Raw genomic sequence first — 13,594 nt, 5'->3', positions numbered from 1 at the left:
TTCCGGGAGAACGCCATCCCGCCGTACTCCCGCACCTCAGAGTAGTAAGCCCGGTTAAGTATCAGCTATGGAGAACTCGCCAACCCGCTGGCAACTCGCCGCGGCGGGCTGGTCCGCGGCGGCGTCGTCGGCACCGCGGCGGGCACCGCGGCCGGCGGCGGGGGCGCCTTGGCGATCATCGTCTGGGCGAAGGACCGACCCGCCTCCGGAAAGGCGACCGACGGCTTGCCCGCGGCGGGCACCGGTGTGTAATCCGCTGCGGCGGTGACGGTTTGGTGCTTCGCCGGAGTGACGTGGGTGGCCTGGCGCTGGAGCGCAAGGGACACCGACACCACGAACGTCACGACCGCGACGGCCAGTATCGCGGCCAGCACTCCGGTCCGCCCGGCCCGCCCGGCCAGCACCGTCGGCTCTCCCGACCACCGGTCGGACATGTCGAGCGTGCGCGCCGCGGCGAGCGCGGCACCGCGGGCCAGCGCGAGATCCGCCTCGGCCGCGGAGATCACGGGGGCGTCGGCGACGGCCTCGAACGCGGAGACCAGTACGCCGACGTCGTCGGACCCGATGACGAAGATCGCGTCGGTGGGGTGCCCGTCGAGCGCGGTGAGGGCGCTGCTGGTGAGCTCGATCGCATCGGCCCGGTCCGCGGGCCGGTCGATGTCCTCGACCGTGACCCACCCGCTCTCGACGAGCGCCACGAACGCCGAGTCCGGCTCGACGACGCAGACGGCGACGTCGTCGTAGTCGGTGATGTCGACGATGCCGTCGGCCAGGGCCGCGACGGCCGCGTCGTCGGAGACCGACACGACGTCGCGGTGGTCGCGCGCGACGAACGCGGCGACGACCTCGGCGGCCGCCGACTCGGCATCCTTGGTGGCGGTGACGCCGACGACGCGAATCGCCTCCTCGGCGACGACGTCGGGGTTCAGGACGGCGTGCACGAGGAGGTCGGCATCCAGGGTTGCCAGATCGGGGATGTCGACTTCGCCACGGTCGATCGGCTCACCGTCGCCCGTGCGGCCGGCGACCAAGACCCAGCGCAGCGCCGTCGTGGTCAGCGAGAGGCCGAGTACACAGTCCATCAGCGCGCCCCCGATCGACCATCTGCGTTCGACCTCTGAGGTTACCGCTGACCCCCGCCGTTGAAACGCGAATGCGGAATCGGGCGCTGCACGGCCGGATACGGCTGCCCGTCGCGATCGGGCGCCAGCGGAACGGCCGCCAGCCCGACCGCGAACGCGACCAGATGCCCGATCGCGGTATAGGTCGGCGCGGCCCCCGCGATACCGCCGAGAACGGCGAGCCCGGCCACCTGGCTGCGCCTACGCCAGGGCGGGCGCGCATAGCCCGCCAGGGTGGCTATCACGCCGAAGGCGAAGTAGCTGACGCCCACGTCGCGAGCGTCGGCCAGCCGCTTCGGTGCGGCGCCGCGATCGATGTGTCGGCGCAGCCGCGCCTGGCTGACGTAGGTCCCGATGACGTGTGCGGCGATGCCGATGAGAAGCCAACGCCACCAACGCAATCGACGCTCGGCCGGGGCGACGAGGGCGACGAACGCCGGCACGTACGGCCACCACACCCGGCCGTCGAGCCAGAACAGGCTGGTCGTCAGCACCCGCGAGGGTTCGGTGCGCAGCCGCCGCAGGTTGGTCGAGTGCGCCTGCTGCAGACGCCGCGCACCCCGGCGGCCCGCCGAGCGCTGCACCCGCGTCGTGACGAACAGGACGACCAACCAGACGTACGTCAGCGGTGCGCCGGTGACGCCGCGCACGAGACGCTTCGACACCGCATCGTCCATGGCACCAACCTAGCCGCCGCGTGCTCGAGCGCCGCCGGACGTGTTGACTGGGGGCATGGACGACCGGGTGCTGGTGTTCGACGTCAACGAGACCCTCATCGACATCGAGTCGCTCACGCCCACCTTCGAGCGAATCTTCGGTGACCCCGCCATCATGCGCACGTGGTTCGGCGAATTGGTCACGTACTCGATGACGGTGACGCTGGCCGGGTACTACACCGACTTCATCGCGCTGGGCCGCGCCGCCCTGCGCATGGTCGGCGACATCCGGGGCGTCGACGTCACCCAGGACGACGAGGAAGCCCTCGCCACGGCCATGCGGACGATGCCCGCCCACCCCGACGTCGAGCCCGGTCTGCAGGCGCTGCGCGACCAGGGGTACCGACTCGTGACGCTGACCAACTCACCGAGCCAACCGAATTCGCCGTCGGCTCTCGACTCGGCGGGCCTGTCCGGGTACGTCGAGCAGCAGTTCAGCGTGCACACCGAACGGGTCTTCAAGCCGGCGTCCGCGCTGTATGCCAACGTGGCGGCCCGACTCGGCGTGCCGGTCTCGGCGTGCACGCTGGTCGCGGCGCACTGCTGGGACACGATCGGCGGGCAGGGCGCAGGCATGCGTGGCGCGCTCATCACCCGGCCGGGCAATGCGGCCCTGGTGACACCGGGTGTGCCGCAGCCGGACGTGATCGCCCGCGACCTCCTCGACCTGGCCGCGCAGCTCCAAAACCGTTGACAGCAGGACTGATAACGGCTGGCCGAGCTACCCCGTCGCCGCATCCGACGAAGGGTAGGTTCGACCCCGTATCAAGCAAATTGACACCGGACGGATATCCGCGTGTACTGGAGTTCCACCGAGGATTCGAGGCGACGGCATGAGTACCAACACGGTCGTCCTGATCGTCGTCGCCATCGTGGTGGCGCTGATCCTCGTCGGCATCGTCACGTGGTTCGGCATCAAGTTTCGCGCCGACCGGCGCATGCTCGGCGGCAACGGCATCCTCGACGAGGCGGAGGAGGACGCTCGCCTCGAGGCCGAGGTCCTGTCCCGACGCGCTCAGGCCGCGAACGTCGACAACGGGATCAAGGCCTTTCGCACCAGGAGCAGGCGCACGCAATCCCCCGATGCCCGGCAGGCCGCCGACATGCGCGCGCAGCTGAAGGATCTCGACTAGGCACCCGCCAGGGTCCCGTCGCGTCAGCTGCGCCCCACCATCGCCGTCCGCTCGGACACCACGCGGCGTACCAGGTCCAGATATGCCGACGCGGCGACGGGCCAGCCCATCGACGGCGCCAGGCGCCGCGCCTCCGCTGCCATGTCGCCGGTCATCCGGGGGTCGGTCAGCATGCGCCGCAATGCCAGGAGCAGCGCGTCGGGATCGTCGTGGTCGACCACGACTCCCGCTCCGCTGCCGAGTAATTCGACCGCGTGCGGGAAGGCGGTGGCCACGACGGGGCGGCCGGCGGCGAGCGCGTCGACGAGCACCCCCGAGTTGGCCTGGTCGGTGGAGTCGTACGGCAGCACGACGGCCGCCGAGGTCTGGATGAGCGCGGCCAGCGACGCGGTGCTGCGGTAGATGGAGTCGAAGCCGACGGCGCCGGCGACACCGGTGGCCCTGGCCCGCTCGACACAGGACTCGCGGTAGGCCTCGCCCTCGGTCGCCAGCACCCTCGGGTGGGTGGCCCCGGCGACGAGGTAGCGCGGTTGACCGCGTAGCTCCTTCAGCGAGGCCATCGCGTCGATGACCCGCTCGACGCCCTTGCCCGGCCCCATCAGACCCCACGTCAGCAAGGTGGGCCGGCCCGCGCGCTTCAGGGGCGCCACGGTCGGTAGCGTCGCACCGCGGTGGATGGCGACGACCTTCCTGCGGTCGACGGCGTAGTCCAGGCACAGCCGGTCCGTGGCGGCCTCGGACATCGCCACGACGCGGCCGGCCTTGGCGACCATGGCCCTCATCAGCGAAAGCTGTTGTGCGCTCGGGTGTTTGGGAACGTCGTGAGCGACGACGATGGCCGGGACGCGGAGATCGTCGATGACGTCGAGCACCGCGTCGCCGTACAGGTCGAAGTCGTGCTGGAGCACGGCGACGTCCCGCTGGTTCAACAGCTCGACGCACCCGGCGATCGACGCCGACGAGCCCGGCACGAACTCACCGACGACGGCGGCGCTGGAGGCCTCCTGGCCGTCGGCGACGCGGACCACGCCGACGTCGCAGCCCTTGGCGGACAGCCCATGGGCGAGTCCGGCGCTGAAGGTCGCGAGCCCGCACGGTGTCGGCGGAAAGGTGGTCAGCATGCCGATGCTGGGGTTGCCGTGGCCGTGCGATGCGCCGTGGCCGTGCGTCACGGCATGACCGGAGAAGGGCGGAAAACGGGAGGGTGCGTTCAAGGTGTTCCCGACGGGCGGATGTCACCGACGTGTCCGGCGTGAGCGGATGCTCGGCGAGCGCAGCGGCGGACAGCTGCCTCAATCCCGGACTGGTTGGGTTCCCAACGCCCATCAGGTTAGCATCCGCGACGGCTCGTCTTGACCCATCAGCACAGCTAGACGGGCCGACCGAGGCCGTCAGGACGACTTGCGGGCGTGCGCCCGGCGCACCGCCTCGTCGACGACGAGCGCCGCGACCTCGGCGAGCTTGCGGTGTTCGGACTGGCTCATCGCCTGCAGTTGGGCGAACGCGTCGTCGGCCGAACGCCCGGTGCGGCCCCGGATGATGCCGATGGCCTGATCGATCACCGGCCGCGACGACAGCGCCCTGCGGAGCTGAGCGTTGAGCGTCAGCGCCTCGGCGAGCACCTGCGCGTTGTGGACCGCGGCGGCGGCCGGTTTGGCGAACAGCTCGCCGAGTTCTTCGGCATGCGCGTCGAACACGTCCTTGCCGTGGGCGTAGACGCTGATGGCACCGACCACGCGACCGGGCAGCAGCAACGGCAGGGCCAGCGCGCTGTGCACGCCCATCCGGCCCACGCGCGGCCCGAACCGCGGCCACATCTTCTCCCCGCCCAGCGACCCCGACCGCACCGCGCGACGATCCCGCACCGCGGTGATGCCGGGCCCCTCGCCCAGGGTGACGTACTGAATCTCGTCGATCGCCGCGACGAACGGCGCGCTGGCCGCGAGCTCGGCGACGGTGGACGCCTCGGGGTCGGTCCGCAGCAGTGTCACCGCGGCTCCGTCGGCGCCGGGGATCGCGCGGCACGTGAAGGCCGCCACCTGCGCGAGCAGTTCGGGTAGGCCCAGGCTGCCCGCCAACAGTCCGGACAGATCCTCGATCCCGGCCCGCAGGTCGGCATCGTGTTCGGCTGCCTCCCTCACGCGGCCTCCCTCACGCTGCCAGCCTAGGCCCGCGACGTCAGGCGTCGCGGTGCACGCCGAGGAGGTATTCGTAGGCGGCCGCGTTGGCACGATTGCCCTGCACCTCGGCATCGCTGAGTTCGCGGCGGACCTTGGCGGGCACCCCGGCGACCAGCGAACGCGGGGGCACGGTCATCCCCTGCGGGACGACGGCCCCGGCCGCGACGGTCGACCCGGCGCCGATGACCGCGCCGTTGAGCACCGTGGCGTTCATTCCGATGAGGCTGCCGTCCTCGACCGTGCAGCCGTGCAGGACCGCGTTGTGGCCGATCGTGACGCCCGCGCCGATCTTCGCCGGAAAGCCGGGGTCGACGTGGATGGTCGCACTGTCCTGCACGTTGGAACCGGCCCCGATCTCGATGGGTTCGAACTCGGCGCGCAGCGTCGCCGAGTACCAGACGCCGACCTTCTCGGCCAGCGTCACCCGGCCCACGACCGCGGCGTTGGGGGCCACCCAGCTCTCGTGGTGGATCTGCGGGGCGTTCCCCAGCACGGTCAGGATCAGCGGTTCAGCCATCCGGACATTGTGCCGCTACGCCGCTGCAACCCTGCGGGTGGTAGTCAATGTGACGTGCCCTACGGAGGCGAGTCCCCGGTACGGCATCCTGGATCGACACGCTTGCTAAGGACACCGATGCCCAGCTCTGACCAGATCGCCCGCCCCACCAAGCGGTACGACTACGTCGACGACGGGCCTGCGATCTACGTCGACTCGTTCGCCGCCATCCGCCGCGAGGCCAACCTGTCCGCGGTGCCGCGCGAGGCCGAGAAGCTCGCGGTGCGGATGATCCACGGCACCGGCCAGCCGAGCGTCGTCGAGGATCTCGTCATCCATCCCGACCTGGTGCGCGTCGGCAGGGCCGCGCTCGACGCGGGCGCCCCCATCCTGTGCGACGCCAACATGGTCGCCACCGGCATCACCGCGAGCCGCCTGCCCGCGGGCAACGAGGTGCACTGCTTCCTGCGCGATCCCCGCGTGCCCGACCTGGCGCGGACTTGGAGCACCACGCGCACCGCGGCCGCCGTGTCACTGTGGGCCCCACTGCTCGACGGGGCGGTCGTCGCGATCGGCAACGCCCCGACCGCGCTGTTCCACCTGCTCGAGATGTTGCTCGACGGCGCTCCGCGACCCGCGGCCATCGTGGGCTGTCCGGTTGGGTTCATCGGCGCCGCCGAGTCGAAGGACGCGCTGATCGCCCTGTCCGGGGAGCACGGCATCGACGTCCCGTTCGTCACGATCCGCGGCCGTCTCGGCGGGTCGGCGATGACGTCGTCGGCCGTCAACGCGCTCGCCTCGGAGAAGGAATGACGGGCAGGTTCTACGGCGTCGGGCTCGGCCCCGGCGATCCCGAGCTCATCACGCTCAAGGCCGCCCGCATCATTGGCGCCGCCGACGTCGTCGCCTACCACGCCGGGGTCAACAAGCAGTCCTACGCACGCGGCATCGCCGCCGACCTCATCCCCGACGGCGTCATCGAGGAGGAACTGCGCTACCCGGTCACCACCGGCAGCACCGACCACCCCGGCGGCTACGCGGGCGCGCTCGCCGACTTCTACGAGGAGTCCGCGCAGCGCCTGGCCACCCATCTCGCCGCGGGCCGCACCGTCGCCCTGCTCGCCGAGGGCGATCCGCTGTTCTACGGCTCCTACATGTACATGCACGACCGTCTCAGCTCACGCTTCCCGACCGAGGTGGTCCCCGGCCTGCCCGCGTTCCTCGCCGCCACCGCGACGACGGCCTCGCCGCTGGTGCGCCAAACCGACGTCCTCACGGTGCTGCCCGGCACGCTGCCCGAACCCGAGCTGGCGCGCCGGCTCGCCGACACCGACGGCGCCATCATCATGAAGCTGGGTCGCACCTTTCCCGCGGTCCGCAGGGCGCTGGCGGCATCGGGACGCCTTCCGCACGCCCTCTACGTCGAACGGGCCAGCCACCCCGAGGAGCGGTGGATGCCGGTGGCCGACGTCGACGAGACCTCCGTGCCGTACCTGTCGCTCATCGTGGTCAACGGCGACTCACTGAACGGCAGCCGGTCCCGGGTAATTGGTGAATTACTTTCTACGACAACGCTTCCCGCCACCGAGGTAGCCGAGCTGCTGGTCGTCGGCCTCGGTCCCGGGCCCGACGAGTGGCTCACCCCGGAGGCCGCGGCCGTGCTCGCCGAGGTCGACCACGTCGTCGGCTACGGCCCCTACGTCGCGCGGGTCCCGCAGCGGGAGGGCCTGCAGCGGCACGCGTCGGGCAACACCGTCGAGGTCGACCGCGCGCGATTCGCCCTCGACCTGGCCAGGCGCGGTGAGCGGGTGGCCGTCGTATCCGGCGGCGACGCAGGCGTATTCGGCATGGCCGCGGCGGTCTTCGAAGCCGCCGAGGACGAGCGCTACGCCGACGTGCCGATCAGGGTGGTGCCGGGGGTGTCCGCCGTCCAGGCCGTCGCCGCCCTCGCCGGCGCCCCCATCGGCGCGGACTTCGCCGTGCTGAGCCTGTCCGACCGGCTCAAGCCGTGGGCGGTGATCGAGACGCGGCTGCGCGCCATCGCCGAGGCCGATCTCGTGCTCGGCATCTACAACCCCGCCTCGCGCACCCGCCCCGATCAGATCGCCGCGGCCCGAAAGGTGTTGTTGGAGCACCGTTCCGCCGACACCGTCGTCGTCGTCGGCCGCGACGTGGGGCGCGCCGAGCAGTCCCTCACCGTGACTACCCTCGGCGACCTCGACACCGACGTCATCGACATGAAGTGCCTGCTGCTGATCGGGGCGTCCCATACGCGCGTGACCGCATCGGGCCGGGTGTGGACGCCGAGGTGGGTGCAGTGAACCCCGTCCAGTTCGTCGGGGCCGGGCCCGGCGCGGCCGACCTGCTGACGCTGCGGGCTGCGCGCCTGCTCGGCGAGGCCGACGTCGTGCTCTACCCCGGCAGCTACCTCGACGCCGCGATCCTCGAGAACTGCTCGCCTGCAGCCGAACTCGTCGACACCCAAGCCCTCGACCTGGACGCCATCGTGGAGCACCTCGTCACCGCGCAGCGGGCAGGCCGGCGCGTCGTACGCCTGGTGTCGGGCGATCCCTCGATCTACAGCGCCGTCTCCGAGCAGACCCGTCGCCTCGACGCCGACGGCGTGCCGTGGACCGTCACCCCCGGGGTGCCTGCCTACGCCGCCGCGGCCGCCCGCGTCGGACGCGAGTTGACGGTGCCCCTGGTCACGCAGTCGGTGGTGCTCACCCGGACCCAGCAGCGCTCGACGGCGATGCCGGAGTCCGAGTCGCTCACCGCGTTCGCCGAGACGGGGGCGACGCTGGTGCTGCACCTCGCGATCACCAGGACCAGGACGTTGATGGCCGAACTCGAACCCACCCATGGCCCCGACTGTCCGGTCGTCGTGGTCTACCGGGCCTCCCAGCCGGACGAACTGGTGCTGCGCGGCACCGTCGCCGACATCGCCGATCGGGTCGAGGCGGCCGAATTACGCCAGGCCGCAGTCATTCTCGTCGGCCGGGCGCTGGCCGAACGGGCTGATCCCTGCGCCGGGGACAGCCACCTCTACGATCCGGCGCGGGACAGGTCGGGGATCCGATGAGCACGCCGGTCACCGTCGACGGCCTCTACGACGTCATCCACCGCCGTCGCGACACCCGCCGCGAATTCACCGGCGAACCGTTGGCCGGCGACGTCCTGGACCGCCTGCTGTCGGCCGCCCACGCCGCCCCGTCGGTCGGGATGTCGCAGCCGTGGGACTTCGTGCTGGTGCGCGCGCCCGAGACGCTGACGGCGTTCCGCGACCACGTGGCCGGCGAACGCGACGTCTTCGCGGCCACCCTCGCCGGCGAGCGCGCCGACACGTTCGCCCGCATCAAGGTCGAGGGCATCCTCGAGTCGCGACTCGGCATCGTCGTCGGCTACGACCCCACCCGCGGCGGCGCGCAGATCCTCGGCAGGCACGCCATCGACGACGCCGGGCTGTACTCCGTGGTGTGCGCGATCCAGAACCTCTGGCTCGCTGCGACGGCGGAAGGGCTTGGCGTGGGCTGGGTCTCGTTCTACCGCGAGGACTTCCTGCGATCACTCGTCGGCATGCCGTCGCACGTGCGGCCGGTGGCGTGGCTGTGCGTCGGACACGTCGCCGACCTTCCCGACGTTCCCGACCTCGAACGCCACGGCTGGCGCGCGCGGGCGCCGCTGCACACCGTCGTCCACGAGGAGCGTTACTCCCCGCGCTGATACGCCCACTGCGTGACGGCGCGGGCCGGAGTCCAGCCGGTGAACGATCCGATCGGCGCGGCGTGCTCGACGTGAATGCGCACCAGCTCGCCGCCGTGGTCGCGGTAGGCGTCCGCGAGCAGCACCTCGGTCTCCAGCGTCACGCCGTGCACCACCAGTCGGCCGTGCCGGGGTAGCGCGGCCAGGCAGCCCTCGAGCACCCCGGGATGGGACGCGCCACCGCCCACGAAGATCGCATCGGGGGCGGGCTGCCCGGCCAGGGCCTGCGGTGCGCTGCCGTGGACCACTCGCAGAGCGGGTACGCCGAGGGCCGCGGCGTTGCGCGTGATGCGTTCGGCCCGCACCCCGTCGGCCTCGATCGCGATAGTCCGGCAGGTCGGGTGCGCGCGCATCCACTCGATGCCAACCGATCCCGCGCCCGCGCCGACGTCCCACAGCAGCTGGCCCGGTGCGGGCAGCAGTCGCGCCAGCGCGGAGGCACGCAGATCCCGCTTGGTCAGCTGTCCGTCGTGCTCGAAGGCGTCGTCGGACAGACCGGGTGCCCAGCCCACCGTGAGCGGTCCCTTCAGTTCTGCCGCAACGATATTCAGGCGGGGCACCGCGGCGTCGAAGGCCGCGGCGGTGGCCTCCACCCGCGTCTCCGCGTCACTGCCGAGGTCGCCGAGGACCGTCAGTCGAGTGGCGCCGTAGCCGTGTTCGGTCAGCAGCGCCGCGAGTGCGCCGGGGGTGTGCTCGTCCGACGACAGCACCAGCACCCGCCGCTCCGGCGCCACCTCGCGCAGCACCGCGTGGACGTCGCGCCCGACGACGCTGACGACCGCGGTCGACTCCGCCGACCAGCCGAGCCGCGCGCGGGCCAGCGCCACCGACGACACGTGCGGGACGACGGTGACCCGCTCGGCGCCGAGGACGTCGATCAACGTGGTGCCGATGCCGCTGACCAGCGGATCACCCGACGCGAGTGCGACGACGTCCCGTCCCGCGAGTTCGTCGAGCAGCGCCTCGAGTTGCGGACGCAGTGGCGATGGCCAGGCGCGACGGAGCTGTCCGGTCGCGTCTGGGAGCAGTCCAAGCTGGCGTGGGGCCCCGAGGACGACGTCCGCCCGTTGCACGATGACGCGCGCGGCGTCCGTCAAGCCGGCCCAGCCGTCGGCGCCGATGCCCACGACGGTCAGACGCGGGTGGTGTGGCTCCCCGGCGCTGCGCTTGCCCTCGGGAAGCGTCACGGCGGCGATGCTAGCGTGAACGGTGCGAGGTGCCCCTTGCACCCCCCGGGGCCAAGAAGGAGCGGAGCCCTCTTGCTGCAGTCCTATCCCTTTCCGGCCGTTCTCGGCGCCGATCCCGACGCCCCCGGCGGGCTCGACGACATGGCGCTGGCGCTGATACTCAGCACGATCTCCCCCGGCATCGGCGGCGTGCTGGTGCGTGGGGAGAAGGGCACCGCGAAGTCGACGCTGGTGCGGGCGCTGGCGGATCTGCTGCCCGACATTCAGGTCATCGCGGGCGACCGATTCTCCACCGATCCCGCTGAGCCGCAGCCGTTGTCACCCGATGGTCCCTTCGCTGCCGACGCCGCCGTCGAGACGCGCCCGGTGCGGCTCGTCGAACTGCCCGTCGGCGCGACCGAGGACCGGGTGGCCGGCTCCATCCATCTCGAGCGTGCGCTGAGCGACGGCGCCGTCCACTTCGAGCCCGGCCTGCTGGCCCGCGCCCACCGCGGCATCCTCTACGTCGACGAGGTCAACCTGCTGCACGACCACCTGGTCGACCTGCTGCTCGATGCCGCCGCGATGGGGCGGTTGACGGTCGAGCGCGACGGCATCTCGGTCACGCACCAGGCGCGATTCGTCATCGTCGGCACGATGAACCCCGAAGAGGGCGAGCTGCGCCCACAGCTGTTGGACCGATTCGGGCTCAGCGTCGAGGTCGCCGCCCCGCAGGATCCCGCGCTGCGGGCCGAGGTGGTGCGTCGCAGGCTGGCGTTCGACGCCGATCCCGAGGGCTTTCGTTCTCGGTACAGTTTGGCTGAAGAGGCTCTGCGGCAACGTATTTCGGACGCCCAAGAGCGCGTTGCCGGTGTCGAGCTGACGTCGGCGGCACTCCTGCGGATCGCGGAGGTGTGCTCGGCGTTCGGCGTCGACGGGATGCGCGCCGACATCGTCACCGCCCGCACCGCGGCCGCGCACGCGGCGTGGCAGGGACGCACCGACATCACCGTCGAGGACCTCCGGGTCGCCGCCCGGCTGGCGCTGCCACACCGGCGCCGCCGCAACCCGTTCGACGCACCGGGTCTGCAGGAGAACGAACTCGACGAACTGCTGCCACCCGAGGGCCCGGAGGATGACCCGGAACCCGACCCCGGCGGGGACGGCGGGGATTCGGCTGAGAGTGAGGCGGATTCGACGGGCGCCGATTCGGGCGCCGAGCCGGGTCCCGCGGGCGGCGGCCAGCCCGCTCCGGTCGGCGCCGGCGAACCGTTTCGGGCCCGGCTGTTCACCGTCGACGGCGTCGGCGAGGGTCAGGCCGGGCGGCGCAGCCGGGCCCGCACCACTGCGGGCCGACGCACCGGTGCGACGCCGCTCGCCGCCGCGGGCGCAGGCATCCATCTGCTCGAAACCGTCCGCGCCGCAGCACCTTTCCAAGCCGTCCGCGGTCGCGCCGGCGGCCGGCTGCTGCTGCGCGCCGAGGATCTGCGCCGCGCAGTGCGGGAGGGGCGGGAGGCCAACCTGGTGCTGTTCGTCGTCGACACCTCCGGGTCGATGGCCGCCAGGGAGCGGATGCGCCAGGTCAAGACCGCCATCCTGTCGCTGCTGCTCGACGCCTACCGGCGCAGGGATCGCGTCGCCGTCGTCACGTTCCGCGGCGACGGGGCCGACGTGGCGCTGCCCGCGACGCGGTCGGTCGACGTCGCGGCCCGGCGACTCGACGATCTGCCCGCCGGTGGGCGCACGCCCCTGGCGGAGGGTCTCATCGAAGCGGTCGAACTGGTACGCCGCGAACGCCTCCGAGACCCTGGCCGCCGCCCGCTGCTGGTCGTGATCACCGATGGTCGCGCGACTTCCGGCGCCGACGCCGTGGCCCGCTCCCGAAGGGCTGCGGACTACGTTGCGTCGCAACGGATCAGCTCGGTCGTCGTGGACTGTGAGAGTGGTCGGATGCGCATGGGACTGGCGCGCACGCTCGCCGAGCACATGGGTGCCGACCACGTGTGGCTCGCCCAGGTGAACGCCGAGGCGCTGACCGACATCGTCCGCGGGGCCACCCGCGAGGGCGCGGCCTGATCGCGCGCGCCACCGGGCTCTTGCTCGGCCACGCCGCGGACCGGTGGCTCGGCGATCCCCGTCGCTTCCATCCCGTGGCGGGATTCGGCAGCGTGGCCACGCGATGGGAACGTCGTCTCTACGCCGACGATCGCTCGGCCGGCGTGCTGTACCTCCTCACGTTGGTTGGCGGGAGCACCGGGCTGGCGATTGCGCTCGAGCGATCGTGTCGAAAACCACTGCTGCGTGCCCTGTCGACGGCTGCGGTCACGTGGGCGGTGCTCGGCGGCCGGTCACTGGAACGGGAAGCGCAGGCTGTCCACGGGCTGCTGACCTCTGGCGACGTGGACGGCGCACGACGGCGACTACGCAACCTCGTCGGCAGGGACACCGCGAACCTCACCCCGGACGAGATCGCCCGGGCCGTCATCGAATCGGTGGCCGAGAACACCAGCGACGCGGTCGTCACGTCCTATTTCTGGGGTGCCGTCGCCGGGATGCCGGGCCTCGTCATGCATCGCGCGGCCAACACGCTCGACGCCATGGTCGGCCACCACAACGTTCGATACGAGCGATTCGGTTGGGCAGCAGCGCGTTTCGACGATCTGATCGGCTACCCCGGAGCACGGATGGCGGGACTGCTCGTGGTCGCACTGAGTCCGAACCCGGGGGCAGCATGGGCCGCCTGGCGCCGTGACGCCGCCGGCCACCCCAGCCCCAATGCCGGCGTCGTCGAGGCGAGCTTCGCTGGCGCCCTTGGCATTCGACTCGGCGGGACCAACACCTACTACGGCAACCGCACCGAACACCGGGCCCTGATGGGCGATGGTCGCACCCCCACACCCGATGACATTCCCCCTACGACGGACCTCGCCCGGCGCGTGGGGTGGGCCGCGGCGGCCGTGGCGGCGGGCGTCTCGCTCCTTCGCTGCGGGCGGCTTAGCATGCGGGACTGACGTTTTCGG

General features: G+C 71.8%; 14 protein-coding genes. 8 read left to right on the top strand and 6 right to left on the bottom strand.

Translation table 11 applies throughout. The features are described 5' to 3' along the window. Positions 1-65: 65 nt before the first annotated feature. Both G6N60_RS04795 and G6N60_RS04790 read right to left on the bottom strand, forming a co-directional pair. Positions 66-1,082 carry a DUF7159 family protein gene (locus G6N60_RS04795; protein WP_163733286.1) on the bottom strand — a complete coding sequence of 339 codons (1,017 nt, stop codon included), beginning with the start codon at positions 1,080-1,082 and terminating at the stop codon, positions 66-68. Between the two features lie 41 nt (positions 1,083-1,123). Further along, on the bottom strand, positions 1,124-1,798 hold the full coding sequence (locus tag G6N60_RS04790; RefSeq protein WP_163733283.1) for a rhomboid-like protein: 675 nt from the start codon (positions 1,796-1,798) through the stop codon (positions 1,124-1,126). Positions 1,799-1,853: 55 nt separating this feature from the next. Here G6N60_RS04790 and G6N60_RS04785 point away from each other — a divergent pair, with 55 nt between their 5' ends. Together G6N60_RS04785 and G6N60_RS04780 are read left to right on the top strand one after the other, a co-directional pair. After that, positions 1,854-2,531 (top strand): haloacid dehalogenase type II, encoded by a 678-nt coding sequence (locus G6N60_RS04785; RefSeq protein WP_163733280.1) that lies wholly within the window; start codon positions 1,854-1,856, stop codon positions 2,529-2,531. Between the two features lie 139 nt (positions 2,532-2,670). Further along, on the top strand, positions 2,671-2,970 hold the full coding sequence (locus G6N60_RS04780) for a hypothetical protein (RefSeq protein WP_163733277.1): 300 nt from the start codon (positions 2,671-2,673) through the stop codon (positions 2,968-2,970). 23 nt (positions 2,971-2,993) lie between these two features. Here G6N60_RS04780 and G6N60_RS04775 read toward each other — a convergent pair whose 3' ends face one another. The 3 genes from G6N60_RS04775 to G6N60_RS04765 all read right to left on the bottom strand — a co-directional run bounded on the left by G6N60_RS04775 (position 2,994) and on the right by G6N60_RS04765 (position 5,667). Beyond that, complete coding sequence (locus tag G6N60_RS04775; protein WP_163743469.1) at positions 2,994-4,091, bottom strand: glycosyltransferase; 1,098 nt, start codon at positions 4,089-4,091, stop codon at positions 2,994-2,996. Positions 4,092-4,361: 270 nt separating this feature from the next. Then, complete coding sequence (locus G6N60_RS04770; RefSeq protein ID WP_246240310.1) at positions 4,362-5,111, bottom strand: GAF and ANTAR domain-containing protein; 750 nt, start codon at positions 5,109-5,111, stop codon at positions 4,362-4,364. Between the two features lie 37 nt (positions 5,112-5,148). Further along, the gene (locus G6N60_RS04765) at positions 5,149-5,667 is read right to left on the bottom strand and encodes a gamma carbonic anhydrase family protein (protein WP_163733271.1); all 519 of its coding nucleotides are present in this window, start codon (positions 5,665-5,667) and stop codon (positions 5,149-5,151) included. A gap of 117 nt (positions 5,668-5,784) precedes the next feature. On the opposite strand from G6N60_RS04765, the gene G6N60_RS04760 reads away from it, so the two are divergent. From G6N60_RS04760 to bluB, 4 genes are read left to right on the top strand one after another with little or no spacing between them, the layout of a single operon-like run. Then, positions 5,785-6,459 (top strand): precorrin-8X methylmutase, encoded by a 675-nt coding sequence (locus G6N60_RS04760; protein ID WP_163733268.1) that lies wholly within the window; start codon positions 5,785-5,787, stop codon positions 6,457-6,459. After that, the gene (locus G6N60_RS04755; RefSeq protein WP_163733265.1) at positions 6,456-7,967 is read left to right on the top strand and encodes a precorrin-2 C(20)-methyltransferase; all 1,512 of its coding nucleotides are present in this window, start codon (positions 6,456-6,458) and stop codon (positions 7,965-7,967) included. Before G6N60_RS04760 ends, G6N60_RS04755 begins: the two co-directional genes overlap by 4 nt. Beyond that, a complete protein-coding gene (cobM, locus tag G6N60_RS04750; protein WP_372510927.1) occupies positions 7,964-8,728 on the top strand; it encodes a precorrin-4 C(11)-methyltransferase in 765 nt (254 codons plus the stop codon). Before G6N60_RS04755 ends, cobM begins: the two co-directional genes overlap by 4 nt. Further along, positions 8,725-9,369 carry a 5,6-dimethylbenzimidazole synthase gene (bluB, locus tag G6N60_RS04745; protein WP_163733259.1) on the top strand — a complete coding sequence of 215 codons (645 nt, stop codon included), beginning with the start codon at positions 8,725-8,727 and terminating at the stop codon, positions 9,367-9,369. The genes cobM and bluB overlap by 4 nt, the downstream gene beginning before the upstream one ends. Here the strand turns inward: bluB and cbiE are convergent. Continuing rightward, a complete protein-coding gene (gene cbiE / locus G6N60_RS04740; RefSeq protein ID WP_179969642.1) occupies positions 9,354-10,595 on the bottom strand; it encodes a precorrin-6y C5,15-methyltransferase (decarboxylating) subunit CbiE in 1,242 nt (413 codons plus the stop codon). The two genes, bluB and cbiE, sit on opposite strands and share 16 nt — an antisense overlap. A 75-nt stretch (positions 10,596-10,670) precedes the next feature. Here cbiE and G6N60_RS04735 point away from each other — a divergent pair, with 75 nt between their 5' ends. Continuing rightward, positions 10,671-12,650 (top strand): VWA domain-containing protein, encoded by a 1,980-nt coding sequence (locus G6N60_RS04735; RefSeq protein ID WP_407665263.1) that lies wholly within the window; start codon positions 10,671-10,673, stop codon positions 12,648-12,650. After that, positions 12,647-13,585, top strand: coding sequence for a cobalamin biosynthesis protein (locus G6N60_RS04730; RefSeq protein WP_163743464.1), 939 nt, complete (start codon positions 12,647-12,649; stop codon positions 13,583-13,585). The genes G6N60_RS04735 and G6N60_RS04730 overlap by 4 nt, the downstream gene beginning before the upstream one ends. The last annotated feature ends 9 nt before the right edge of the window (positions 13,586-13,594 follow it).

This window comes from Mycolicibacterium madagascariense (assembly GCF_010729665.1).
Lineage (GTDB): Bacteria > Actinomycetota > Actinomycetes > Mycobacteriales > Mycobacteriaceae > Mycobacterium > Mycobacterium madagascariense.
Note: the sequence above shows the minus strand (reverse complement) of the source record. Positions and strands in the feature narration are given on the sequence as shown.